Consider the following 26,568-nt stretch of genomic DNA (forward strand, 5'->3'; position numbering starts at 1 on the left):
TTCCTAATTGATGTTTGATTCCATAACAATCCAATCGAGAAGCTTTTCTACAATTGGTTGTATTCTCTCTTCCGAAAGACTCGCAGAGCGCATCAATTGCCAGCGACTCATTCCTAATGCTGCTTGCGTCCTTGTCATAACAGTCATGGTGAGTCGACGAGCTTGAAACTCAAAAGTGCTCTCTTGGTATCGGTTTAAAGTACTAGTCAACTTGGGCATTAAAGGCAATTTCTTACTTAACGTACTAGAGTGCTTTAACTGCTTGAGCAAGTAGTTCTTAGATCTTCGAGGTCCCGTAATAACAGTATCTAGTTGGTCAATAATTCTAAGAAGTTGCTTGGTCAATACTCGATCTCTTGCATCCCAATTAACCTTTTTCTTTCTTGGTGCCGATTGTGAATAATTTTGTCGGTTAAAAGCTAATAACCATTCTTTGTCATTTCTATATAGCCAAGCATACAATGCACCGCCACCTGATAACGAACGTGCTTTCTTAATTGACGTTGTACTTATTAAATTTCGCCATTTTATGTGTTTTTCTTCAATACGTTCTGATTCAGGTTTAAGGATTTTAGTAACTACAACGTTTGCTTTACCTTTCTTTTTAACTTCTTTAATGATTTCACTTACAGTCATATCAGGAATGAAAGCCGACCAAACAGTTAAGTGCTGCAAATAACTAAAAGCTTTGCGGTGGTGACGGAATATCGTCCTCAACCAATTAGTATCCATATTAAAGTCAACGGCTAGCTCAGGAATCGCCACTTTTTTAATTACACGCTCTGCAATCATTTCATGTGAAACCTGCTTGGTACCTTTTCCACAGCTAAAGTCGTGCGCTAAGTGATTATAGAATTTGCTCCATTGATGCTTAGTAGGTGATTTTTGACAAGGTAAAAGTAATACTTCTTGAGCTTTTTTAGCTAAATAGTGCAGTAATTCTTTATCATTATTGTCGTTATTTCGTGGAATGTTGCATCTTATTTGGTCATAGAGATGATATGTATGTCTATTGTCATGGTAAGAGGTTGAGGATTGATTCAAAAGTCCATGTATAGGACAGTGCGGTAGAGAGGGAAGATGCCAAAGCCGGGACCAATAACTTTCTCCATACTTTTGTTGTTGCTCGGCTACACATAAAAAACAAGAACGAAAATTACCAGATGTTTTAACAATTGAAGCAACCGCCCCCAACATTAAGTGTACAGAACTTTTGGATCTACTCCCCATACCTTTCAAAGCCCGAATTCTGGTACTTTCATCAACAAATGGGGCGTAGATAGGAAACATTGTATGTTCATAAATAAGCCGCTGGACATCGAACTTCCCTGTATTAACCAACAGACTAGATATCGCCGATAAATGACTAGGTAAATCTAACGTTGCTATAACTTTCCTGTCACCAAACACTTGTTCGAGTAGTTGTTTAGGGCTTGTAATTGCACTACGAATACCAGCTCTAGCAACTAAGCTATAGATTAATTCATCTGGGTATGGAACAGGAAAATGGTGCAATACTAACTTACCTCTTCCAGCAACGATTGAATATCTAAAACCAAACCTGACTTTGACATTGCCGAGTGCATATCTGAGTCAGCACCTGATTGAGAATGAACAAACCGCAAATCGTCACTATCAAGTGTATGCCACTGAGCCTGTTTAATTGATGATGCTCTATTCCCCTTACGAGGTTTAGCCTCTTGTTTAGGTACAGCGTGTTCAGGACTAGATAAGTGCATATGTATTAATGGCAATAAGTTAATCCAAGTCAAATCTGGATTTTGATCAAATATTTGCCGAATTACAGGCGCTAAAAGGGTTGAATCAAAGTCATCTTTTAAGGCCATATAGACTCGGCGCTCTTCTTCACTTCTTAACTGTTGGTATGCAAACTCTTCTGGCGTTTGTTGTGCAGATTCCGCAACGCGTTGTTGTAGTTCCAGTAATAGTTTGTCGGTATCACTTAGTTTAAGATCTGAGAACTCAATTATTTCTTCTGGATCATTTGAGCGTAAAGCGGCAAGCATGGGATGGACAGGTATTAATTCATCGTTATACACCTGCTGCATTAACTTGGGAGTGATTCTTTCAACTTTGGTTGTTATTGCTCGCAACTGACACAAGACGAATAGCTTTACTACTATATCCAGAACTCCTTGGCTTAGGTCATACCATAGAGCTCGAATTCCATCAGATAAAACTTCATCACGCTTCTGAAGCCACTGGAGAGACCACAACTTATCGGTTAGTGCATTCCACTCTCTTCCATCTTCCATCGGATCCCAAAAAATTGCACCTAGGCCAGATCCTCGTCTAGCGGACCTCATATCTGCTTCAAATATCTTTCGTGCTCGCGGTGTACCCACTAAAATAACGGGAAGGCCGATGGTGTTGACTAAAGTTACAAAGAAATTCAGCATTTTTTCTGATCCCCCTGAACGTGAACGGCTAAGGTGTTGAATTTCATCTATTATAAGTACACCTAAAGCATGAGCATTTGCAACTTGCGCCATCGCAGCCAAAAGCGTTTCAATACTAGGCCGCTTACTCATTGAATATTGCTTTTCGTAATTTGATGTTTCTAGAGCTCGATCTATCGCACGAAAGAAATTCAAGCATAGTTCTTTCAATGAACCATCATGAGAGCAATCAATCTTTAGGTAAACTATTTGTTCAAGGTTTGTATCTGGGTGGTAAATAACTTGCGGGTATAACGATAAAAGCTGTTTCATCGCTGTGGTTTTTCCGTTGCCGCTACACCCTATCAACGTCATACTTTGTGCAGTTGAATTGACTTCTGTGAATTTTATCGCCTTTAAGTTCCCAGAAAGCACACGCTCATATCCATTTTGGATATGCCTAGCCCAGTCACCTGTCTCAGGATTTCTACCTACATAACCACCTCTTATCATTAATGAAATCCGTTCATGTAGCTGTATATGCTGACTTAACGGTTGAAAAAAATCATCAATAACACGACAAATACTATGCGCTCTATCAACTCCACTTTGGTGGATATCTTCAGATGTGCAATGTAAATTTCCTTTTAAAGCACTTGAGTCATCAATAAAGCTGTTTAAAGGAGGTAATGCTTCTATCAAAGGGTTTCCTTGATAAGCTGGTATAGTAGACGTTTGATAAACGGCAATAACACGGTGGCTTTGACTTTTCTGCATCAACTATCACCCTCATCATCAAACAACTCAGGTATAAAATCAGGAAGTTGATAATTTTCTTCCTCCCCCTTTAGCTGTACAACCTGTGCCAATTTCTCTTGTTTAGGCCTATTCGGTTTTATAGCTAACTTCTTTCTCTCTTGCTCGCGTAATTGCCGCTTATTTCCTTTAATTTCTTTTATTTTTTGCGCATTACTCAAAGTACTGGTTTGACGATTATTTTTAGCCTTTTTAATTTTCTTTTCGAGAAGATCATCAAAATCCCTTTCGACAGGTGAATACTGGTATTTCACCTCGGCTAAAACTTGCTTTTGAGCCGCTTGCCGCTCCCAAGCTTGATACCATGTCATATCACGGAATTCGCGACTTCTAGTCGAAATATCACAAACCCAAAAAGTATTTTTTCCTTCTTCAGGAAATAGATATATATGATCAACAGACCCAAGCTCATAGGCAGCATACAATTTTTTGGGTCTAGTGACTTCCGAAGAGCGGTGCATCCATCCCGCTTGAATAACTTCTTTTCCTGAATATATAACCCCCCATAGCTTTATTCCTAACTCAGATACTGTGACCTTTTCACGAGGTAACAACAAAATTTTAGCTATGTCAGTATCTATGGTTCTCAAACGACCGGTACGATGTTGAAGTCCCCAACGCCAGAGTTCAATTGGGATAGAAGGAATACTTTCAGGTATATCAGGAGCTCGATCATATTTCTCTAAAGGTTTATTCAAGTTATGAGCGAGAATTGAATAGAGCATAATTTCAACAAAATCAGATTTTGCAACAGCTGCCTCAACTCTATAATCTTTTTCACCATGCTTTTTAATCTTGTTGCCCGTTACGACACCTGGCATATAAGGTTTAAACTTAGCTTGCAAAGTCCCGAAAGACCTCTCTACAATACCTTTTGCATCACCTCTACGTGGAGGTGCACTTTCTAAGCGAACTCCAATGGCATCCACTAAGTAATTAGCTTGATGGCTCATTAGTTCACCACGGTCAGCGAGTAGCACATCCGGAATCCCCACACATGGCCATTGTTCTTCTGAAATATCAATACTATAGCTTTCGCAAGCATCTACTTTACTACTAAAACTAGATATTAATGCTTTCATCGCAACGGGGAACGATGCGTTATCAAAGCCAATATAAAACCCCGCAACCATACGACTGAAAACATCTATAACCATGTATATAGTTGGTCTTCCAATAACTTTATTTGGATCGTTATCATCGACCAAATATATATCCGCGATGGTGGCATCAATTTCATATCTACTTCCAGGCCCTAAAGCTTGCTCTGTTGCAGTTCCATGAAGAGGTCGAACATCTTTATTGTATACACCTTTTGGAGTTTGCTTGATGATCTGATTAGTTTTGGTATATTCAGTTTGATAGAAATATTGAAATTGTCGGTGTGTTGGAATTTCATGCTCAACCACATCAGGATATTTTAATTTATAGGCCTTACCAAACTTATTATATGCATATCGAATTGAATAGCCTTTATCGTTCATTAGGTACTTATCGCAAATGATTCGAAACTGTTTTCTAATGCTTTCATTTACTGCCTCACCGCTACCTATACCGTAAATACGCACTCTACCAGCTTTACTATTTGTAAAATTCCTTCTTTTTCCAGCAGCCCCGGAATTCTTATAATCGGGTAAAAGTGAATTTTTTATCTGACCTCGTTGCCAATAGCGCCTAACTAAACGATATATCGTAGATTTACCTTTATCAGATATAGAAATAGCATGGCTAATTCTTTTTGCTCGAGTACTCTTATTAAACGCTCCTTCGCCCTCAACAATTGGCTTAATCAGTTCATAGTGTTTTTGACTTTCTTGATAGTTACTTGATTCTATATCCCAAGATTCAGCCTGAAGATAAGCATATGGGTCAGATATTTTTTCTACACGCCCTTCATCAACCCAAACATTACATTGATCAAAATAAATTCTTTCTGGTAAACCTTTGTTCTCATCAAGAACAATCCAATAAAAGTAGCTACTTTCAGTAAAAAGTACTCGATAGGGCTTACCATCAAATGCGATAGTTTCATTAATTTGCCACATAGGTAAATCCCTCATGTAAAGACACGCTTCTAAACGCAATACTTTTTGCTTTCAGACTATGAAAAGGATAACGAATATCAAACGTTATAAGCCTTGCAGCACACATTAAACGCATGTCATATAATGACTTACCTAACTCTTGCTCATATGCGTTGTCATACTCCTTACATATGTCGACCACTTTTCTATTCGGATAGCGACCAAAATATGCTTTCATATTTTCAAATAATAGTAACAACTCATCAGTGATAATTTCATCAAAGTACCCCTTAACTCCGTAAAGCCACTCAATATTAGATACGACGACTTTATCTATCTCTTTTTCTGTTACAAGGAAAAAAGGAATTTTTTTGAGCTGCCAATACCGGCGCTCAATTTCAAGTTTTTCAATTGTTCTTGGGTCTTTTAGAGCCTCAGAGTATTTTGCTTGAATAGCAAACTTGGGCTGGTTTTTGGAAGTTGAATTGACTAAAAAGTCTGAAGACATTACAAGGTTGACTCCACCTTGCGAAGGGTGCCAAAGCTGACCGTCCTTAGATATACGAAGAGTGTCATCCCGATTCAGTGGGAACTGTTCACGAATATCGGTTACGGCAGAGTTATAATCTAAAAGGAGAAAGACTGCGAACTCAAGGTCTGATAACACATGGTGAATCCGGCCAGTAAGGTGAGAGTAGACCCTCTGAGATCGACCTTCCGATGGAACCTCATTGACATACAACCACGGCTTGTAGTTGGAAACCCTTCCAGTACCACGACCATCTTTAATTCGCTTGATAATTTGCTTTTCAGTTAGAACGTACTTTGACTTTGCCATAACAAAAATCCGGTTAACTTTTAATCAGTTTAACCGGATTTAAAAAGTTTTCAACTTTAATGTGTAAATTTTCAACTTTATTGTTTAGTTCTAATCTTTATTGTCTACCGACAATTATCAAAGCAATTTCTCTCAAATCACTCAACCGTAACCGATTTAGCTAAATTGCGTGGCTGGTCAACATCAGTCCCTTTGATAATGGCAACATAGTAAGAAAGTAACTGTAGTGGAATGGTGTAAACAATAGGTGCAATGAGTTCGTCACACACTGGTACATCAATGACTTTCATGGTTTCATCACTAGCAAAATTAGCATTTGAGTCGGCAAACACATACATTAAACCACCGCGAGCACGTACTTCCTCAACATTTGATTTTAATTTTTCAATGAGGTCATTTTTTGGTGCTACAACAATAACGGGCATTTCTGCGTCAATTAACGCTAAGGGGCCATGTTTTAGTTCTCCGGCAGCATAGGCCTCAGCATGAATGTATGAAATTTCTTTGAGTTTTAACGCACCTTCCATTGCAATAGGGTACTGATCACCTCGACCTAGAAAGAGAGCATGGTGTTTATCAGCAAAATCTTCTGCCAAATCCTCAATAGAAGTCGCTAAGGCTAATACTTCTTCAAGCTTACTTGGCAGAGTCATCAACGCTTGAGCAATTTTAGCTTGGGTTTGTTCGCTCATACCATGATATTTACCTAATGCTAAGGTCATCATCATTAAACCAACCAGTTGCGTGGTAAAAGCTTTAGTTGAGGCAACACCAATTTCAGCACCGGCTTTAGTCATAAAAGCGAGATCTGATTCTCTAACAAGCGAAGAGCCATCAACATTACAAATGGTTAAGCTGGCGCGATAGCCTAACTCTTTGGCTAATCTTAGTGCGGCTAGTGTATCGGCGGTTTCACCCGATTGAGAGATAGTGACTAATAAGGCATTTTTAGGCACATGAGATTGGCGATATCTAAATTCGCTGGCTATTTCTATGTTACATGAAACACCTGCCAAGGCTTCTAACCAATAGCGTGCCACCATACCTGAGTGATAACTGGTGCCGCAGGCAATAATTTGTACATGCTCAATATCTTTAAATATATCTTCTGCGCCCGTACCGAAAGTATCAATATCAAGCGCATCACCTATTAAACGCCCTTCAAGGGTGTTACGAATAGCGGTAGGCTGTTCATAGGTTTCTTTAAGCATATAATGGCGATATTCACCTTTATCGCTACTTTCATGGCTTACAGACGCTTCTTTAGCTTCACGTACTACGGGTTCACCATTGACATCAAAAACATTGACCTCAAATCGTGTTACCTCAGCAACATCACCTTCTTCTAAAAAAGCAAACTTACGGGTAACGGGTAAAAGTGCCATCATGTCAGAGGCGATAAAGTTTTCACCTAAACCATAACCTATAACTAAAGGGCTGCCAGAGCGAGCAACAATAATGCGGTCTTTATCAGAACTGTCCATTACCACAGTGCCATAGGCACCTTCTAATTGTTTAACCGCATTTTGTACTGCAGTTAATAAGCTGTTGCACCTTGTTAATTCATGATGAACTAAATGACCAATAACTTCAGTATCGGTTTGAGAGACAAATTCGTAGCCTAATGCTTGTAATTGACTTCGTAATGCTTGGTGATTTTCAATAATACCGTTATGCACAACGGCAATGTTACCATTTGATAAATGAGGGTGAGCATTTACTTCGCTTGGAGAGCCGTGTGTGGCCCAGCGTGTGTGTGCTATACCTGTACCACCTGTTAATGGAGCGGTATCTAATGCTTGTGCAAGTTCTTGAACTTTTCCCAACCGCTTAACACTGGCTAATTGGTTGTTTTGATCGATAGTTGCTACACCTGCTGAGTCATAACCGCGATATTCTAAGCGTCTTAGTCCTTCAACTAAAATATCTGCTACATCGCGTTGCGCTACAGCGCCTACTATTCCACACATAGTTGTTCCTTTATTTTTTAATTAACCGATTTGGCGCATATTAAATTAACGCCTTGGGCTATTAACTGTGCTCTTACTGACTCAGGTAATTCATCATCAGTAATGAGGGTCTGAATTTGATGCCAACCTAATTCTAAATTAGGTATTTTTTTGGCTATTTTGTCTGATTCCACCATAACAATCACTTCACGAGCAACTTCAGCCATAACGCGGCTTAAACCTATTAATTCATTAAATGTGGTGGTGCCGCGTTCAATATCTATTCCATCAGCACCGATAAACAGCTGATCAAAATCATACGAACGTAATACTTGCTCAGCGATTTGGCCTTGAAAGGCTTCAGAGTTTGCATCCCAAGTGCCACCGGTCATCAATAAAGTAGGCTCATTTTCAAGAGAATGAATTTCGTTAGCTATGCTTAAGGCATTAGTCATTACAACTAAACCTTTTTTATGTTCTAATTCGCTGACTAAAGCAGAGGTTGTTTGGCCACTATCAATAATAATACGGTTATGATCGCGAATTAATGTTGCCGCATGCTTTGCTATAGCTTTTTTCTGCTTTGAAAGTTTTTCAGTCTTTGGCTCAGTAATTTCACTAGGCAATGCAATAGCACCACCATAACGGCGTAACAACAAACCACTATTTTCTAATGCAGCAAGATCCTTTCTAATTGAAACCTCTGAAATATCAAATTGCTTTGCTAGGCTGTCAACGCTAACTTCACCATTGAGGTTAAGCTCTGCAATAATACTATGACGTCGTTGTTGGGTATTTCTTTTAGACATTATGTTTGGTTTGTTTTCGATTGACTTTCATTTGAGCGGTATTATCTTTCAAAACGAAAGATAATGCAATAAGTCTATAATTTACTTGGTGAGCAGGTAGGAATATTCGGCAGTTTTTTCAAACTTACGTGCAGCTTGTTGTAGCTGCTTAATAATATCCTTGTCAGTGTTTTTGTTGGCGGCGATATAACTAAAGCGCTGATCTTCAGGGGTTATTCTTTTATGATTAATGGCAATATTACCCTGACCACTCGATTTTAGGTGTTTTAATACATTATTAGGATCAGTATAAACTAGGTCAACTCTGCCATGGGCGAGCAAATGTACCATTTGTTCATCACTCGAGACGATATAAAGATTTTTTTGTTCAGAAAACCCCTTCGAAAGCAGTTCATTGTGTTCAGCAGAGCCTAGCCTAACGGCAATTACTTTTTCTTTAGCTTGCGTTATATTCTCTACATAATTGTTAGGCTTGCTAGCTAACGAAATAAAAACCCGTGCAGACTTACTCACTTTTATTAACCAATGAAAGTCAGGGGTGCGAGCGGGCGTTTTAATTATACTTAAAATTAAGGTGTTTCTATTGTGCTTTGCGGTAGCGAAAGCACGAGCCCAGGGCATAAAAGACACCTCAGCTTTAAACTGTGTCTCTTTTAATACACCCTGAAGAATTTCTATGGTAGGGCCTTTGTTTACACCTTCTTCTTGGTATTGTAATAAGGGATGTTCGCTGGCAACTACCAAAAAGTCGTGCTGTTGGTTTTCATCTGCAAAAGCGCCTAACGAAAAACTAACACAGAACAACAAGGTGAAACATAACTTGAACAACATCAAAGGAAAAACCTATTTTTTAACGGGGCGTTGCCAATTTTTAATATTACGTTGTTTAGTGCGAGTAAAGGCTAAATCATCATTGTCTACGGTTTTAGCAATAACAGAGCCAGCACCAACAGTTGCAGTGCTTCCTATAGTGACAGGTGCTACTAAAGCACTGTTAGAGCCGATAAAAGCATGATCATCTATAATTGTTTGTGCTTTATTAACTCCGTCATAGTTACAGGTAATAGTCCCTGCGCCAATATTAACGTTTTTACCAATCGTTGCATCACCAAGGTAGGTTAAGTGCCCGGCTTTACTGCCTTGCCCTAGGGTGGTTTTTTTCATTTCAACAAAGTTACCAACGTGTGAATCACTTAGCATGGTTGTTCCCGGGCGTATACGGGCAAAGGGCCCAACAGAGCAACTTTCACCAATAACAGCATCTTCAATAATGGTATTCGGTTTAATTTCTACATTATCATCAATTGAACAGCTTTTAAGAATACAATTAGCACCTACTTTTACATTATTACCTAAGGTTACTTTTCCTTCAAAAATACAATTGATATCAATGCTTACTTCATTACCTATAGTTAAATCACCGCGAATATCGATACGTGCTGGATCGCGAAGATTAGCACCTTCAATCATTAATTCATTTGCTAAACGGGCTTGATAAGCGCGCTCTAGTGCAGCTAATTGCACGCGGTTATTTGCACCCTCTACTTCTATTTCAGTTTCAGGGTGTGCAGTCGCAATTGATTTACCTTCACTATGGGCTGTGGCAATAATATCGGTAAGGTAATATTCACCTTGCGCATTTTCATTAGAAAGACCGCTTAACCAACGTTTTAAATCACCACCATTGGCTAATAAAATTCCGGTGTTAGCTTCATTAATTGTTAATTGCTCAGGGGAAGCGTCTTTTTGCTCGATAATACCCACTACATCGCCATCAACTCGGACAATGCGGCCATAGCCAGTCGGGTTTGATAAATGCACCGTTAACAGTGCCATGCCATTATCGGGTTTTGCTTGTAGTAAGTTTTCTAATGTTGAAACTTTCGTTAAGGGTACGTCACCATAAAGCACTAATACGTCTTCATCGTCTTTTAAAAAAGGTGAGGCTTGATCAACAGCATGGCCAGTGCCTAACTGTTCAGTCTGTTCAACAAAGGTTAAATCCTCGCCTGAGCCATTCTCTGTAAGGGTTGCCTTTAGCACTTCTCCGCCAAAGCCATACACCACATAAATATTTTTAGCGCCAATTTGACGAGCACTATCAATAACATGTGACACCATCGGCTTGTCAGCGACTACATGGAGTACTTTGGGTAAGGCAGAGCGCATGCGAGTACCTTTACCCGCAGCAAGAATAACAACAGAGAGAGACATGATAAATCCATTCAAATAAACTAATTCTTATGGCTTTTATTGTACCTAAGTTTCAGCTCACTTTGCTAGTGATTATGTTGAATAGGCATACTTTCTCCATTAGCGTTATATATTCCCGATGAGCCATGTTCGATAAAACCAAGGTTAATCATTTTAATTAAGAATGGATCTGATTCATTATCACCAATATCGGCAAAATCTGTTGATTGATAGTTGGCACGTTGTGAAAAAGCCAACTCAATTACCTCTTTGTCATGCTCAATAGCTTGAAGACGCCAATGACTTTTTTGCTTTCTTTGTACAATGGTTAGTTCGGTAATTAGGTTCAAATCTTTATTCCACAATAACTTACCTTTAAGGTTGGTCGCTTTGTCCTGCCATTTATATAATGCCTGCTGATAGCAACTATCTTTTATAGTATTAACCAAGGTAAGCGACTGCTTTTTGCTGTTAGGGATAAGCTGCCTAATTTGTTGCCAGTGGCTTTCTGACATTGCTTTTGCTTGATATTCAATACTTCTTTGAAAGTGATCAAAATGCATGGTTTTTTGAACTAAGTCGTGATTTGCTTTAAACCAAGTAGTAGATCTTTCACCATTTACCGATAGTACTTTGTTGGGTTTTCGCCATAATGAGCTAGTGTGAATCATTTTATTTTTAATAGCATTTTCTTCAATACGGTCTGTTTTGCTGTTCACTAATTGGTTACTTGCTAATTGACTATTGGTTAATAAATAATGAGCACCCAAGAAGTCTTCACGGTATTGGCAAGTTTGATCTGCTTTTACCGTGAAAGCATTGAACATCAATAAAAATAAGATCGTTATACTAATTTTCATAAATACCCCAAAGGGGAATTTTCACTCCCCCTTTTTTAATGTTGAATATAGATAGAGAAATAGGTAAACGTTAGTCGCTACCCGTTAAATCTGCCGCATAATTCATGATATGGAAGATAAGACTTTGTTCATTGGTACCTGTAACTAAATGTGCTCCTGGTCCTGAGGCAAAAACGGCAACATCTTCACCCGCATGAGTCTCAGATGAAAGCGGTACAAGTGCTTCTTGATGATAACCTGCGCTTGTTGTATCAACACCCGTTAAATCAAACCGACCAGCTGCAATACTATTTGCGTATGCTGCATCTGCATTTGTTTCTTGCCCTAGGTTTTGATACCCAAGTCCATTGGTATACCCTAACGTAGTATATGGCAAACCATCACTTGCTAAACTCGCTTCTGTTTTACCTACACCAACAACTTTACCGAGTATTGGGTTACCCCGTTTAGGGTAACCAGCAATAGTAAATACATGACTGTGATCCGCCGTAACAATGATCAATGTTTCTTCTGGATTGGTATTGTCAATTGCAGTTTGTACCGCTTTAGCCAGCTCTATTGTGTCATTCAAGGCGTTATAGGCATTGCCCGCATGGTGTGCGTGATCAATTCGACCCGATTCAACCGTGAGGAAAAAGCCTTTGTCATTGTTATCTAAAATATCAATGGCTTTGTTGGTCATTTCACTCAAGCTCGGCTCGCCTGCGATATCATTTGCTCTATCAGCTTCGTATTGCATGTGCGATTCATTAAATAAACCAAACAAGCGTGTTGTCGTTTCAGGGTTTATAGCATCAAAACTGGCTTGGTCAACAATATAATCACCCGAGGTGTAATTTGCGCGCCATTCAGCCGTTAAATCACGGCCATCTGTTCTATCTCCTTCTTTTTCACTTGCAGCATCAATGCTGTTAAATGCACTATCTTTAGGCAAAAAGTGGCGGCGACCGCCCCCCATTACCACTTCAATGCCATCAACATCTACACCTGCTATTCTAGCTTCTAAATTAGCTTCAAAATTCACTAATTGAGAGGCAATATCTTCACAGCCAGCTGTAATAGCCGCTTCAGGCATATCGGAGATATCTTCCCAGTTACGCTCTGCTGATTTAGCATAGGTTGCCGCTGGTGTAGCATGAGTAATTCTTGCGGTAGAAATAATACCTGTCGATTTACCTGCAATCTCAGCTAACTCTAATGCGCTGATCATTTCATTGCCTGCAACACTGGCACAATCACCACGTTGAATGTCAGCATCTACCCCAATCACCCCTGCATCTGTTTTTACACCTGACATCATGGCTGTCATAGTGCCAGCAGAATCAGGCGTTTGTGCATCAACATTGTAAGTTTTAGCAAGCCCTGAAAATGGAAATTTTTCAAAACTTAAACTATTACTTTCTCCTAACATACCCTTGCGTTGTCCATCAAAAATTCGGGCTGCGGTTAAGGTAGAAACGCCCATACCATCACCGACAAATAAAATGACATTTTTGGCATTGCCTTTGAGAGTCGATATTTCTGAGGCACTTTTCCAATTAGCGTCTGCTGTTTCGATTACTTTTGCACCTTGAACATACCATTCATTCGAAATATTTGTTGCCAAGCTTTCTTGCGTTATGGTGTTGTTTTTTTCACTATCATTACAGGCTGCCAAGCTGAATAAAATGGTAAGCGCAATAATAGAGTTATTAAAATTTTTCATGATTTTTTCCTAAATTATTTTTGTTATGGCATTTATTCAATTAAACCTAAGGCTTTATTGATGACGTGAAAAATAACGCTCTGTTCGATATTACCTTGCACTAATTGCGCACCTGGCCCCATTGCGTGTACAGAAATGTCTTCACCTGCATGGGTTTCTGATCCTAAAGGAATATTAGCTTCCTGATGATAGCCACTGTCCATGGTGTTTATTACAGTTAAGTCTATGCGCCCCGTATTAATGGCTTCGTTGTACCCTTTGTCTGCATCTGTTTCACCAGTAAGGTTACGGTGCCCTTGTCCATTAGTGTAACCAACTGTGGTGTAAGGCATACCGTCACGTGCTAAACTCGCTTCTGTTTTACCTACAGAAATTACTTTACCTAATATTGGATTACCCCGTTTAGGATAACCAGCAATGGTAAAAACATGACTGTGATCAGCAGTAACTAAAATTAAGGTCTCTTCTGGATTGGTATTGTCAATTGCTGCTTGTACCGCATTGGCAAATTCAATGGTATCGGTTAGCGCGTTGTACGCGCTGCCAGCATGATGACCATGGTCAATACGACCAGATTCAACGGTAAGAAAATAGCCTTTATCATTATTATCAAGAATACCTAATGCTTTGGTTGTCATCTGAGTTAAACTGGGTTCGCCCGCGATATCATTTGCTCTGTCGGCTTCATAATGCATATGAGATTCATTAAATAAACCTAGCACTTGTTGAGCATTAGCAGTATCTAATGCATCGAAACCTGCTTGATCAATGATGTATTTACCGTTCGGGTAACTTGTTTGCCATTGCGCGGTTAAGTCAATATTATCGGTTCTATCTCCTTCAACCTCACTTATGGCATCAGCACTATTAAAAGCAATATCTTTAGGTAAAAAGTGACGACGACCGCCACCAAATATAACATCAAGCCCATCAACATCTATTCCTTGATATCGCGCTTCTAAGTTTTGTTCAAAGTTGATTAATTGCGAGGCAATGTCTTCACAACCCGCAGTAATCGCTTTATCAGGCATATCAGAAACATCTTCCCAGTTTCGATCTGCTGATTTAGCATACGCTGCGGCTGGTGTTGCATGGGTTATTCTTGCGGTAGAAATAATACCTGTTGATAATCCACGTATTTCTGCAAGCTCAAGTAAAGTAGCAACTTCATTGCCTTTTACCGTTGAGCAATCGCCACGTTCAATATCTTCATCTACGCCAAGAACGCCCGCATCACTTTTCAAACCAGACATCATGGCAGTCATAGTGCCTGCAGAGTCAGGGGTTTGTGCATCAACATTATAGGTTTTGACTAAAGCACTAAAGGGGAACTTTTCAAAGCTTAAGTAGCCCTCTTCCCCTGAATTACCCGCTTGTTGTCCTTGTAATATTCGTGCTGCAGTAAGTGTTGATATTCCCATACCATCACCTACAAAAAGAATGACATTTTTAGCTTTATTTTGAGTTTTTTGTGCTAATTTATTCGCCAGCACCTTTTCACCCTGCTTATACCATTCGTTCGTTTTTTGATCATTAAACAGATCGACAGCTAACGCAGATAAGCTTACGCTTGGCAGTATTGACGCCATAAGCAGTGCAATGGTTTTTTTACGCATTATTTACTCCAACCAGATAAATTAAAATTTTATGGCAGATAAAATAGAGCATTTGTGTGAAATAAATGTGAACAAAATAAGGCGTTTTTTTGATACTTATATGACTATTTAGTGACAAAAGGATTGTTCTATACCATTTATTTTTAAGGGAATGGCCAATAATAAGATGTACCTTAATCATGATTCTCTCAGTTGTCCTGAAACTAGCACCTTTGGGGGGTGGGTAATGAAGAGTGCATGCGGGTACCTTTACCTACACCAAGCATAACAACAGAAAGAGCAAGTTTAGGCTTGCTTTGCTATATATTTTATTAGCTTGCATATTTACATTACTTGGCTAATGATTAATAAACAGGGCGGCATTGACATTACGTAAATGGCTTTCTAGTATACAATTTAAACATAAATAGATATTTGATAAATATAATAAAACATCACTATTACGGATATTTAGCGCTATATTATGAACGATACTCCCCCAATGGATAGACAAAGTGATACCAATACAACTCATATCGTTGTTGGTATAGGCGCCAGTGCTGGCGGGTTAGAGGCGCTTCAGTTGCTTGTGTCTCATTTGCCCAAAAACAGTGGCCTTAGTTACGTATTGGCTCAGCATCTTTCACCGTCACATAAAAGTATGATGGTTGATTTGCTTAAAAAAAGTGCAACTATTCCCATTGTTAAACCAGTTAATGGTGAAATTATTTTACCCGACACTTTTTATATTTGTCCGCCTAATCAAAACATAGAGATCAACCAAAATAATCAAATTATATTATCTGATGTAGGAGAAGTTCGCCATATTCCACGTCCCTCTGTTGATATGCTGTTTGAGTCGATAGCCTTTGTTAAAGGTGATAATGCTATTGGCATTGTCTTGTCAGGAACGGGATCTGACGGCTCTAGAGGCGTTGGATTAATTAAAGGCGAAGGGGGAATTAGTATTGCCCAAGACCCTAATACAGCAAAGTTTGATGGTATGCCCGAATCCGCTATTAATTCTGGCAACATTGATTTAATTTTACCACCAGAAGAAATAGGAAATGAACTGGTAAATATCATTAAATTCCCCAGAGAGCCAGATTTAAACGTTGAAGAAAATGTCCCTCGTGAAGTTTACACTAATATTTTGCGGAAAATTAAACGTCAGAGCAAAGTTGATTTTACACTTTATAAAGAAAGTACCATTATGCGAAGAATTAAACGCCGCATGATGGCTTTAAAAATATCAAGTGTGATTGATTATTTACAATATTTAAACGATGAAAGTTCAGAAATTGAGATCCTGTTTAATGATATGTTGATAGGTGTCACTTCATTTATTAGAAATCCTCGTGCGTTTGATAAATTAAGCGAAGAATTAGAGCATTACCTAGAAAACAAAGACAATAGCATATTGCGAGTATGGGTAGCGGGTTGTTCAACCGGTGAAGAAGCTTATTCTATAGCAATAACGTTGCACGAATTACTTGGTAAAAAGATTAAAGATTATAAAGTGCAAATATTTGCCACAGATATTGACAGCAAAGCTATAGATTACGCAAGAAATGGAGTATATCCAGAGAGTGCTATCAGTAATATATCTAAGGCAATGCGCAGAAAATATTTTACTGTAAACGGAGAGCTGTTTGAAATTAGTAAGGCCATAAAGGCTAATGTTATTTTTTCTGTGCATGATCTCACCCGTGATCCACCTTTTTTAAGGTTAGACTTAATAACATGTCGTAATTTACTTATTTATTTTAATTTAGAGCTTCAGCGTCAAATAATGCCATTATTTCATTACGCGCTAAATCCCAAAGGCCTATTGTTTTTGGGGCAGTCTGAGTCTATAGGAGTATTTCAAGAGCATTTTCGCACAATGTCAAAAAACGGTAAGGTATATGAAGCCGTATTTATTGGCAAAAAAGTACCACCTGACCGAAATAATCATCGCTTTGAAATTAAAGACTATGTAGAAGCGAAAATAAAAGAAACCGCAAAACCGTCGACAAAAACTAAATCGGCATCCGTACTAACAGACTTAATAGCATTGAAACTAAAAGAGGCTTTTTTACCTAATGCCATTTTAGTTAATGAAAACATGGATATCGTTTTTTCTAGTGGTAATAATCCACTATTAGTAAGACCTGAAGGATTACCAACTAATAATATTTATCAAAACTTACACCCAGCATTGTCTATTGATTTGCGTTCAGGTGCACATTTAATAGATTCTGGACAGAGTGTAGTTTATACCGCATTTCAACGTGTTTTTTTAAAAGAAGAACAACACTGGGCTAGATTGATTTTAGTTGATATACCTTATCAAGCAGGTATGGGGCGATTAATATTAATTTTTACTCAAATAGAAGAGTCGCTTAACTTGCCTATTGCTTCTATGGACGGTGATAGTGACCTTAGCTTAAGCACCTTTGCTAAAGAGCAAGAAAGGCAGTTACTAAAGGCTAAAGAACAGTTGCAAACAGTAATCGAAGAATTAGAAACATCTAATGAAGAAATGCAATCGATGAACGAAGAACTGCAAAGTTCTAACGAAGAATTACAAAGCTCTAATGAAGAGTTAGAAACAACGAATGAAGAGTTACAGTCAACCAATGAAGAGTTACAAACAGCATATGCTGAATTGAGAATGGCATATGATGAAAAAGAGCTGCAGCAACAAAAATTAAATGCGATTAGTGAGGAATTAGAACTAACTAACACTTTACTAGAAGATGCTGAACGAATGGGTAAAACAGGCTCATTACTGTGGGATTTAGAACATCACACCATGCAGTGGAGCAAAGGTACTTTCAAAGTTTTTGATTTAGATGAAGGTGTTTTTGTTCCAAGTTATGAAGCCTTTATTGGCTTGGCTCATACCGATGACAGAGCAAAGTTAGAGCAACACTTAACCAATTTAGTCACCTCAAAAATAAATGAAATTTTTGTTTATAGAGCGCTGACCAAACATAAAGAAACGCTATGGGTATCACTAGATTCTGTAGTCTCTTTCGGGCCTCATAAGCAAGCCGAGAAGGTGTTAGGAACCATCACAAACATAACCGTGCGAGTTAATGCCGAAAACAAACTCGCTCAGCAACAAAAAAATATGGATGTGTTAATGAACAAAACGCTTAATGGGTTTTATATTTATGATTTCGTTAACAATAAAAATATCCATATTAATCAAGCGTACACCAATATTTTGGGTTATACCAAGCAAGATATCGATAAAATGAATGCTGAAGAGTTTAGCCAATTATTTCACCCTGATGATTTAGATAACGTGATTAACCACATGACTAAATTAAGTAATGTGACACAATCTGATGAAGCAATTGCAATTAAATATCGATTTAAACATAAAACAACGGGTAACTATTTAACGCTTTATTCCAATGATATGGTTTATGAATTTGATGAAAATGGAAAACCGCTTTCTATGCTTGGTACTTTTTTTGAGATATAAAAATTAAAGCATGAGTAAGTTGTTAATCTAACAGTATATCCACCGAGATAGATGATGAATGAAAAGCCCAACAAGTTAGAGTCAATGTCAGAAAGTCTTGCTGAAAATGTTGATGTCAGGGTTCAAAATTTATTAGGCTGTTTAAATAGTCATACCTCTCATGCTAAAAAAAATATTTTTCATGAAAATATACAATTATTGGTTGAGGAGCTATTAGACAGTCAAAGCAAACTAGCTTCAATAAATAATGTTATTGAAAAAACACTGTTATCACGAGAGCAGTTTACCGTGCTTTTTGAAAAAGCACCGGTAGGTTTTATTGTCCTAGATGAGCAATACCATATTGTGGAAGCAAATACCGTTGCAAGATCGCAACTAAACCTCGCTCATGACCAACAAAGCCCTAATTATAATCATTTAAAAATAGTGAGTTTTATTGTTAAAGGGGTTGCTGATTTTATTGATTGGATCAGTGCTGATTCTACCGAGGGGTTAATTGTTGAACTCCATGACGCCAATAAAAAAGGTCAGGTTAAACTTAACCAAACTTCATTGATTATTTCAAAAAAACGATTCCACTTCATATCAATGATATCGATAGCTAAAGAATACTATTTAAATGAATCGTTACGGCTATTTAAAATGGTTTTTGAATTTAGCTCACAAGGAATCATGATTGCTGATGTAAATAAAAATATCATAGAGGTCAATCCTGCTTTCAGTAAAATTACAGGTTACTTACTTGAGGATATCAAAGGATGCAAACCAGAAGTCCTTGCTGCTGACAGCGAGTCAGAAGAGTATTACCAAACTATTTATGCCGATTTAGTTTATAACAATAGTTGGAAAGGTATTGTTTATAACTGTAATAAAAATGGCCAAGTATACCCTGAAGAATTAGAGATGGTTGCAGTCTATGGTGCAGACAACACAAATATGCCAATTCATTATATCGGCATATTTGAAAATATTAGTGAAAGAGTTGAAAAAGAAAACAAGCTGAAAGAGCTCGCTGAAATGGACATTTTAACGGGGTTGTATAATAGACAAGGATTCAATCAAAAATTTGAAAATAAATTTCAAGTTGCTCAACGAAATGGTGATAATTTTTCAATACTGTTCATAGATTTAGATAATTTTAAGTATTTAAATGATCGTTATGGTCATAATTATGGTGATGAGCTATTAAAGTTGATGGCGTTGCGTATTACTAATAATTTGAAAAAAACAGATGTTGTTGCCCGTTTAGGGGGAGACGAATTCATTATTATACTTTCAGGAAATGTGTTGAAAGCGTCATTGAACAACCTCGCACATAAATTATCAGTATTATTAAGTAAACCCTATAATATTTTTGATATTGAATATGTTTGCTCTGCTAGCATAGGTATTGCTACCTACCCAGATGATGCTATTGAACCCATTGCATTATTGAAATCAGCTGATGCGGCGATGTATCAAGCCAAATTTTTAGGGCGAAATAGGTACCAGTTCTTTAATGAAGAGTTATTTAATCAACATACTATTTGCCAGAAAACCATTACAGATGTTGATGATGGTATTCCACAACACCAATTTTTATTACACTATCAAGCTCAGCATGACATGAATACAGGGGACTTAGTTGGCTTTGAAGCGCTCGTTCGTTGGCACTATTCAGAAGGTGAAATTCGCTATCCAAAAGAGTTTTTACCTTATATCGAAAAAGAACAACAAATGATAAAGTTAGGACGATTACTGATTAACCAAGCCTTTATTAACGTAAATACTTGGTGCAAATCAGGGTTTAAATGGCCTGTATCTATTAATTTATCGGCAGATCAGTTGAGGCTTGCAGAAACTTATGAATTAATTTCTACCTTATGTGACAAATACCCTAAGGTGCGCTCTCTTATACATATAGAAGTTACAGAAACCGCTATTTTTGAGAATGATCCGCTCATAGAAAAAAACATTAATCAATTAAAGCAGCTAGGTTTACATTTAGTTTTAGATGATTTTGGCACAGGATACTCGTCAATTTATAGCTTAAAAAAGTTTCAATTTGATGTGATTAAAATTGATAAAGGCTTTGTTGATGATATTTTATCAGGCGACAATAACAACTTGGTTATTCTCAATGGCATTATTAGGCTTATTCAAGAATTAAATATTGCTATCATCTGTGAGGGCGTTGAAACTCATCAGCAGGTAGATTATCTAGTCAATAAAGATTGTAAAATAGCACAAGGTTTTTTCTATCATAAACCTATGCATAAAAATCAAATGCTCAAATATATAGCGCCTTATTTGTAAGCAATCCTCGAGGTAAGCTAGCCTTTCCTATCAATAAAAACAAGCAAGGAAAAATAACCTTGCACTTCATGTGTGCAATAGTGTTTTTTTTCGCCCTTCGATCAAGCATCAGCTAAGTAAATAAAAACCACGGTTTTATTAATACATAACAAAATCAGGTGTTTATTGTGTTTTTGATGGTTTGGTACGTTCTTTGCGATAGCATCATTAATATGCACATGAGAGTGGTACATTAATGATGAGTGAAAAAATTAAGTTAGTAGTAATAGGAAACGGCCCCGTTGGCCATAACTTTTTAGAGTATTTAGTAGAAAGTGGTCAAAGCGATAATTATCAAGTTACCGTATTTGGTGAAGAGCCAATTCCTGCTTACGATCGGGTACATTTAACTAGCTGGTTTAAAAACCAGTCGGTTGATGACATTAATATGGTAAAAGAAGGGTTTTATCCGGCGAATGATTTTGCTTTGCATACTGGCGATAAAGTCAGCCAAATCGATCGCTTTAAACGATTAGTTATTTCAGAATCAGGCCTTGAGATTAGCTACGATAAAATAATCTTAGCCACTGGCTCTTTTCCTTTCGTTCCTCCTGTACCAGGCCATGATCGTGATAATGTGTTTGTTTATCGTACGATAGATGATTTAGAAAAAATTACCGCAGCAGCTAAAAAAGGTAAAGTGGGCGCAGTAATTGGTGGTGGTTTACTTGGTTTAGAAGCAGCGAAAGCCTTAATGGATTTAGACCTAAAAACGCATGTGATTGAGTTTGCGCCTCGTTTAATGGCTGTTCAAGTCGACGATGGCGGTGGCAACATGCTAAGTAAAAAAATACAAGACTTAGGTGTTAGTGTTCATACTCAGAAAAATACTCAAAATATTAGTGATGGCGAATCCGCTGTACATAAGATGAGTTTTGCAGATGGCGAAGAGCTAGAAACTGACCTTATCGTTTTTTCAGCAGGTATCCGACCGCGAGATGAATTGGCACGTAATGCCGGTCTTGGCATGGGAGCCAGAGGTGGGGTGGTTATTAACAATAACTGTTTAACGTCAGACCCTGATATTTATGCCATTGGTGAAGTTGCACTTTGGGATAATAAAATTTATGGCTTAATTGCTCCAGGTTGGTCAATGGCGCAAGCGGCAGTTGATCATTTAACCGGCACAGGTACAAGTGAATTTGCTGGTGCTGATATGAGCACCAAGTTAAAACTTATGGGTGTTGATGTTGCCTCGATTGGCGATGCGCATGGAACCACGCCTAATTCGCGAAGCTATACCTATGTTAATGACCGCGAGGAAGTGTACAAAAAAATTGTTGTTAGTGAGGATGATAAATACTTGCTTGGTGCGGTTTTAATTGGTGATGCTGCTGAATACGGCTCTCTTTTACAATTTATGCTAAACAAAATGGAATTACCCAGTGAGCCAGAGGGATTAATATTACCAAGTCTAGATGGTTCATCTAGTGGTATTGGGGTTGATGCCTTACCCGATTCCGCAGTGTTATGTTCTTGTATGAACGTAACCAAAGCGGATGTCATTGATGCGGTTGAGGCTGGCGCTGCTGATATGGCAGCCATAAAGTCATGCACCAAAGCGGCAACAGGTTGTGGAGGTTGCACCGCATTAGTGACTCAAGTATTAAACTGTGAGTTAGAAAAATCTGGCGTTGAAGTGAATACTGATCTTTGTGAACATTTTGCTTACACCCGTCAAGATTTGTACAACATCATTCGCGTTGAAAACATTAAGACATTCGAACAACTGCTTGAAAAACACGGTACAGGCTTAGGTTGTGATATTTGTAAACCAACCGCGGCCAATATTCTTGCTTCTTGTTGGAATGATCATGTGTTTAATAGCAACCTGCAGGGTTTACAAGATACCAATGATTATTTTATGGGTAACATGCAAAAAGATGGTACATACTCTGTTGTGCCTCGCGTCGCAGGTGGTGAAATTACCCCAGACAAATTAATCGTGTTAGGCGAAGTTGCTAAAAAATATAACCTTTATACTAAAATCACCGGTGGTCAACGTGTTGACTTATTTGGTGCACGTTCAGAGCAATTACCTGAAATTTGGCGTGAATTGGTTGATGCTGGCTTTGAAACCGGTCATGCCTATGGTAAGTCGTTAAGAACGGTTAAATCATGTGTTGGCTCAACATGGTGTCGATATGGCGTACAAGACTCAATGGCATTGTCTATTTTGCTTGAAAATCGCTATAAAGGCCTTCGTTCCCCTCATAAATTAAAAATGGCGGTATCAGGTTGTACGCGTGAATGTGCTGAAGCGCAAAGTAAAGATGTTGGTATTATTGCCACAGAAAACGGTTGGAATATGTATGTTTGCGGTAATGGCGGCATGAAACCTCGCCATGCGGACTTGTTTGCCTCAGATCTTAGTGATGTTGATTTAATTAAGTACATCGACCGTTTTTATATGTTTTATGTTCGCACCGCCGATCGCCTACAACGTACCTCTGTTTGGATGGACAATATGGAAGGGGGATTAGAGTATTTAAAATCAGTAATTATTGATGACAAACTGGGTCTGGCTGCTGAGTTAGAGCAAGAAATGTCAAATGTGGTTGATACTTACCAATGCGAATGGAAAACCACCATTGAAGATCCAGAAAAATTGAAGCGTTTCGGCCACTTTGTTAACAGTAAGCTGCATGATGAAAATGTAATCTTTACCACAGAGCGTGAACAAATACGCCCATTACTTGTTTCTGCTAACACAACAGAAACCGCTTAATTAAGGAACCAATGATGACAACAGATAATAAACAGTGGTTCGACATATGTAACCTCGATGATATTCTTCCTAGCATGGGGAGATGTGCATTATTTAATGACAAACAAGTTGCTATTTTTAGAGTGGTATCAGCCACAGGTGAAGATGAGTTTTATGCAATTGATAACTACTGTCCTTTTAGTCACTCAAATACAATATCTCGGGGGTTAACTGGCAGTATCGCAAATAAAACCGTGGTAGCGTCACCTCTTTATAAGCAACATTTTGATCTAACGACCGGTATTTGTATAGAAGATGAAACCGTTAGTGTAACTACTTACCCCGTGCGCCTTAACGGCAGTACTGTACAACTTGCTGCCTAAGGAGAACAAAATGAACCAAGCAACAAAATACACTTATTACACCGCAGATGTTTTTACTGAGCAACCTTTTCATGGCGTTGCGTTACCGGTTTTCACTGATGCTTCAGGGTTAACAGACACGCAGATGCAAAATATATCGAATGAGTTAAGTGCCACTAGCACCATATTTTTATATGCTGGTAGTGATAACCATTGGAAAATGAGGGTTTTTAATAAAGATCATGAAATCCCTGCCAGCATTCATGCAGTTCAAGCCGCAAGTTATGTGTTAGCGCAAACCGGAGCCGTTACGCTAGAAAGTCGCCATACCATGATAACTATTATTTCTGAAATGAAAGGTCATGAACAAGTGATCAATAGCTATGTCTCTAAAAAAGAAAACGGCGATGCTGGTATTGTTCAACAGACCTATGACACCCATGCTGCAATAGATTACTACACTCCAACAACCGAAGAGTTAGCGGCTATGTTATCACTTAGTCCTGCCGATATTGGCTTTGATCATTACCGGCCATTAATAGTTTCTTGTGGTGTACCCTATTTAATTGTGCCAATTATGTCATATAACGCAATCCGGGAAGCTAAGTTTAACGAAGCGGCATGGAGTAACTCTTCTGCCCCTATGTCTCTTGCACAAGAAATACTACTTTTTGCAAATAATACCGATGATAACCCTGCTGATTTTCATGCTAGGTTATTAGGTCCAGCTATTGCTCATCATGAAGATCCACCTATTGGCGGTGCGATAGCAGCCTTTGCGAGCCATATATGTGACCATCCCCATGTGCAAGCAGGTACACATGTGTTTGGTATTCAGCGAGGCGCAAACGATGCCCGTAAGAGCTTATTTTATGTTGAGATGGATAATCAACAAAGTAAAGACTTAACCATTCGGGTCGGTGGTCATGCAGTATTAATGAGTGATACCCGTATTAGAGTGGCTTAGGGCTAATAAAATAATTTATTAATTTTTCAGAAATGAAGGAACTTTTACAGAGTTTAACACTCTGACTGTGGGTAAGCCTTGATTTCCCTAGGTGTTTCATGTTTTTAGCGCGTTTATATTTTTATTGACGCGCTTTTTTTTGCCTGAAATTTATTAAGCCACACAAAGTTATTTATATTTAGGATATAAGACTAAATAATCACACCAGGTACTAAACTGGCTATGATTAAAGCGCGGATCGGTTGCTGTATACCAAAGAGAAGCTTGCTGAGGTTGTAAACGAAAAAACAATTTATGGCCATCAATAGCGACATAACAAATTAACGTTTTGTCAGTTTGGTTGGTCACTTGAATCTCTGCGAGGTTTTCAATACTTCGTTGATGTTGCACTGAAATTTTAGGAAAAGCAGCAACTGAACTGGAAAACAGCAAAAGAATAATAAAAATAAAAGCGTTAGCATGCATTATCAAAATGTACCATTAAAAAGTAAAAAATATGTGAATTATTTTAAGTTTAGCATTGAAAGCTCAAACAGGTGTCTCCATAATTGGTATATATCTAGAAAGAACTAAATCGTAGTAATTAATATTTATTCAATTACATTATTATAAAAATGTGTATTTATATTCCTATAACGTAATAATATAAGCACAAGAAAAGAAGAGCATAAGTCATGGCGAATATCGTTCCAGTAAGAAAAGAACAACACCAAAATTTGAAACTAGCTAAAACCCGAAATATTTCTCACGTAGCAGGCCAACACATTATTCCTGTCGCTGCTGCTGAATATGCGCAATCTTCAGCGAGCTTTCCTATTGTTTTAGTTAAAAATCCTGATTCACCACGTTTTCGTAGTGTTGCAATGTTGGGCTTAGAAGCAGGTGAAAACTTATTCTATCAAGATGATAAATGGACAGCATTATCAATGCCGCAAAGCATTTCAATGGTGCCTTTTTCATTAGGCATTGACCCTGATAAAGAAAATACCTTAACTGCTTGTATTGATTTAGACAGTGAATTTGTAGGTGAAGATAAAGATTTAGCTATATTTGAAGAAGACGGCAAAGAGTCAGAAGTACTTACCAATGTGCAACAAGCGTTAGGTCGTTTATTTGACAATGAAAGAATGACAGAAAACTTCATTAAAGAATTGCAAGAAAATGATTTATTACAAGAGCTTGAGTTAAATGTTTCACTCAGCACAGGTGAGAAAAAGAAATTAGTTGGTATATATACTGTTAATGAAGATAAAGTTAAAAGCTTAGCTGATGATAAAGTGTTAGATTTCCACAAACGTGGCTTATTTGTTCCTATTTATTCTATGCTAGGTTCGCTTTCGCAGATTAACCGTTTAGTGCAATTACGTAACAATGTTGCTGAAACCAAAGTTACTGGTGTTCAGGTTGTTCCGGTAGGTAAAGAAGCGCCAAGTGAAAGCTAAGCGTTATAATTAGTTTTTATGAATGTTTAAAAAAGGAGCTTATAGCTCCTTTTTTTGGTTTTTAAATCAAAATAAAAGTCATTGCTTATT

The 26,568-nt window shown here is 38.0% G+C and carries 18 protein-coding genes; 6 read left to right on the forward strand and 12 right to left on the reverse strand.

Annotated features, from left to right (window positions below; translation table 11 throughout):
• Positions 1–3: 3 nt before the first annotated feature.
• The 11 genes from ABXG98_RS04690 to ABXG98_RS04740 form a co-directional block, all read right to left on the reverse strand.
• The gene (locus ABXG98_RS04690) at positions 4–1,515 is read right to left on the reverse strand and encodes a TnsD family Tn7-like transposition protein (protein ID WP_353537540.1); all 1,512 of its coding nucleotides are present in this window, start codon (positions 1,513–1,515) and stop codon (positions 4–6) included.
• Positions 1,516–1,517: 2 nt separating this feature from the next.
• Positions 1,518–3,176: an AAA family ATPase gene (locus ABXG98_RS04695; protein WP_353537541.1), complete on the reverse strand. Its 1,659-nt coding sequence runs from the start codon at positions 3,174–3,176 to the stop codon at positions 1,518–1,520.
• A complete protein-coding gene (locus ABXG98_RS04700) occupies positions 3,176–5,260 on the reverse strand; it encodes a TnsB C-terminal domain-containing protein (RefSeq protein ID WP_353537542.1) in 2,085 nt (694 codons plus the stop codon). The genes ABXG98_RS04695 and ABXG98_RS04700 overlap by 1 nt, the downstream gene beginning before the upstream one ends.
• On the reverse strand, positions 5,247–6,077 hold the full coding sequence (locus ABXG98_RS04705; protein WP_353537543.1) for a TnsA endonuclease N-terminal domain-containing protein: 831 nt from the start codon (positions 6,075–6,077) through the stop codon (positions 5,247–5,249). The genes ABXG98_RS04700 and ABXG98_RS04705 overlap by 14 nt, the downstream gene beginning before the upstream one ends.
• A 137-nt stretch (positions 6,078–6,214) precedes the next feature.
• Positions 6,215–8,047, reverse strand: a complete 1,833-nt coding sequence (gene glmS / locus ABXG98_RS04710) for a glutamine--fructose-6-phosphate transaminase (isomerizing) (RefSeq protein WP_353537544.1) — start codon at positions 8,045–8,047, stop codon at positions 6,215–6,217.
• A gap of 17 nt (positions 8,048–8,064) precedes the next feature.
• On the reverse strand, positions 8,065–8,835 hold the full coding sequence (locus tag ABXG98_RS04715; RefSeq protein WP_353537545.1) for a DeoR/GlpR family DNA-binding transcription regulator: 771 nt from the start codon (positions 8,833–8,835) through the stop codon (positions 8,065–8,067).
• 81 nt (positions 8,836–8,916) lie between these two features.
• Complete coding sequence (locus ABXG98_RS04720; protein ID WP_353537546.1) at positions 8,917–9,666, reverse strand: substrate-binding periplasmic protein; 750 nt, start codon at positions 9,664–9,666, stop codon at positions 8,917–8,919.
• Positions 9,667–9,678: 12 nt separating this feature from the next.
• Positions 9,679–11,049, reverse strand: coding sequence for a bifunctional UDP-N-acetylglucosamine diphosphorylase/glucosamine-1-phosphate N-acetyltransferase GlmU (glmU, locus tag ABXG98_RS04725; RefSeq protein ID WP_353537547.1), 1,371 nt, complete (start codon positions 11,047–11,049; stop codon positions 9,679–9,681).
• A gap of 65 nt (positions 11,050–11,114) precedes the next feature.
• Positions 11,115–11,888, reverse strand: coding sequence for a hypothetical protein (locus ABXG98_RS04730; protein WP_353537548.1), 774 nt, complete (start codon positions 11,886–11,888; stop codon positions 11,115–11,117).
• 70 nt (positions 11,889–11,958) lie between these two features.
• On the reverse strand, positions 11,959–13,593 hold the full coding sequence (locus tag ABXG98_RS04735; RefSeq protein ID WP_353537549.1) for an alkaline phosphatase family protein: 1,635 nt from the start codon (positions 13,591–13,593) through the stop codon (positions 11,959–11,961).
• A 32-nt stretch (positions 13,594–13,625) separates the two neighbouring features.
• Positions 13,626–15,209, reverse strand: coding sequence for an alkaline phosphatase (locus ABXG98_RS04740; protein WP_353537550.1), 1,584 nt, complete (start codon positions 15,207–15,209; stop codon positions 13,626–13,628).
• Positions 15,210–15,672: 463 nt separating this feature from the next.
• On the opposite strand from ABXG98_RS04740, the gene ABXG98_RS04745 reads away from it, so the two are divergent.
• The 5 genes from ABXG98_RS04745 to ABXG98_RS04765 all read left to right on the forward strand — a co-directional run bounded on the left by ABXG98_RS04745 (position 15,673) and on the right by ABXG98_RS04765 (position 25,036).
• Positions 15,673–18,666: a CheR family methyltransferase gene (locus ABXG98_RS04745; protein WP_353537551.1), complete on the forward strand. Its 2,994-nt coding sequence runs from the start codon at positions 15,673–15,675 to the stop codon at positions 18,664–18,666.
• Between the two features lie 84 nt (positions 18,667–18,750).
• Positions 18,751–20,961: a sensor domain-containing protein gene (locus tag ABXG98_RS04750; protein ID WP_353537552.1), complete on the forward strand. Its 2,211-nt coding sequence runs from the start codon at positions 18,751–18,753 to the stop codon at positions 20,959–20,961.
• A 235-nt stretch (positions 20,962–21,196) separates the two neighbouring features.
• Positions 21,197–23,728: a nitrite reductase large subunit NirB gene (gene nirB, locus ABXG98_RS04755; protein WP_353537553.1), complete on the forward strand. Its 2,532-nt coding sequence runs from the start codon at positions 21,197–21,199 to the stop codon at positions 23,726–23,728.
• A gap of 14 nt (positions 23,729–23,742) precedes the next feature.
• Entirely contained in the window at positions 23,743–24,090 is a 348-nt protein-coding gene (gene nirD / locus ABXG98_RS04760) for a nitrite reductase small subunit NirD (RefSeq protein WP_353537554.1), read from the forward strand.
• 10 nt (positions 24,091–24,100) lie between these two features.
• Complete coding sequence (locus ABXG98_RS04765; RefSeq protein ID WP_353537555.1) at positions 24,101–25,036, forward strand: PhzF family phenazine biosynthesis protein; 936 nt, start codon at positions 24,101–24,103, stop codon at positions 25,034–25,036.
• A 168-nt stretch (positions 25,037–25,204) separates the two neighbouring features.
• Here the strand turns inward: ABXG98_RS04765 and ABXG98_RS04770 are convergent, their stop codons facing one another.
• Positions 25,205–25,501, reverse strand: coding sequence for a hypothetical protein (locus ABXG98_RS04770; protein WP_353537556.1), 297 nt, complete (start codon positions 25,499–25,501; stop codon positions 25,205–25,207).
• 209 nt (positions 25,502–25,710) lie between these two features.
• Between ABXG98_RS04770 and ABXG98_RS04775 the strand changes: the two genes are divergently transcribed.
• Positions 25,711–26,478 carry a SapC family protein gene (locus ABXG98_RS04775; protein WP_353537557.1) on the forward strand — a complete coding sequence of 256 codons (768 nt, stop codon included), beginning with the start codon at positions 25,711–25,713 and terminating at the stop codon, positions 26,476–26,478.
• Positions 26,479–26,568 lie beyond the last annotated feature (90 nt).

The sequence above is a fragment of the Colwellia sp. KU-HH00111 genome (assembly GCF_040362745.1).
Taxonomy (GTDB): domain Bacteria; phylum Pseudomonadota; class Gammaproteobacteria; order Enterobacterales; family Alteromonadaceae; genus Colwellia.

Coding starts and splice junctions, on each gene's coding strand:
- nirD (WP_353537554.1), top strand. CDS start 23,743: ATGACAACAGATAATAAACAGTGGTTCGACATATGTAACCTCGATGAT.
- glmU (WP_353537547.1), bottom strand. CDS start 11,049: ATGTCTCTCTCTGTTGTTATTCTTGCTGCGGGTAAAGGTACTCGCATG.
- ABXG98_RS04730 (WP_353537548.1), bottom strand. CDS start 11,888: ATGAAAATTAGTATAACGATCTTATTTTTATTGATGTTCAATGCTTTC.
- ABXG98_RS04750 (WP_353537552.1), top strand. CDS start 18,751: ATGTCAGAAAGTCTTGCTGAAAATGTTGATGTCAGGGTTCAAAATTTA.
- ABXG98_RS04770 (WP_353537556.1), bottom strand. CDS start 25,501: ATGCATGCTAACGCTTTTATTTTTATTATTCTTTTGCTGTTTTCCAGT.
- ABXG98_RS04695 (WP_353537541.1), bottom strand. CDS start 3,176: ATGCAGAAAAGTCAAAGCCACCGTGTTATTGCCGTTTATCAAACGTCT.
- ABXG98_RS04705 (WP_353537543.1), bottom strand. CDS start 6,077: ATGGCAAAGTCAAAGTACGTTCTAACTGAAAAGCAAATTATCAAGCGA.
- ABXG98_RS04740 (WP_353537550.1), bottom strand. CDS start 15,209: ATGCGTAAAAAAACCATTGCACTGCTTATGGCGTCAATACTGCCAAGC.
- glmS (WP_353537544.1), bottom strand. CDS start 8,047: ATGTGTGGAATAGTAGGCGCTGTAGCGCAACGCGATGTAGCAGATATT.
- ABXG98_RS04735 (WP_353537549.1), bottom strand. CDS start 13,593: ATGAAAAATTTTAATAACTCTATTATTGCGCTTACCATTTTATTCAGC.
- ABXG98_RS04745 (WP_353537551.1), top strand. CDS start 15,673: ATGAACGATACTCCCCCAATGGATAGACAAAGTGATACCAATACAACT.
- ABXG98_RS04720 (WP_353537546.1), bottom strand. CDS start 9,666: ATGTTGTTCAAGTTATGTTTCACCTTGTTGTTCTGTGTTAGTTTTTCG.
- ABXG98_RS04775 (WP_353537557.1), top strand. CDS start 25,711: ATGGCGAATATCGTTCCAGTAAGAAAAGAACAACACCAAAATTTGAAA.
- ABXG98_RS04765 (WP_353537555.1), top strand. CDS start 24,101: ATGAACCAAGCAACAAAATACACTTATTACACCGCAGATGTTTTTACT.
- ABXG98_RS04715 (WP_353537545.1), bottom strand. CDS start 8,835: ATGTCTAAAAGAAATACCCAACAACGACGTCATAGTATTATTGCAGAG.
- nirB (WP_353537553.1), top strand. CDS start 21,197: ATGATGAGTGAAAAAATTAAGTTAGTAGTAATAGGAAACGGCCCCGTT.
- ABXG98_RS04700 (WP_353537542.1), bottom strand. CDS start 5,260: ATGTGGCAAATTAATGAAACTATCGCATTTGATGGTAAGCCCTATCGA.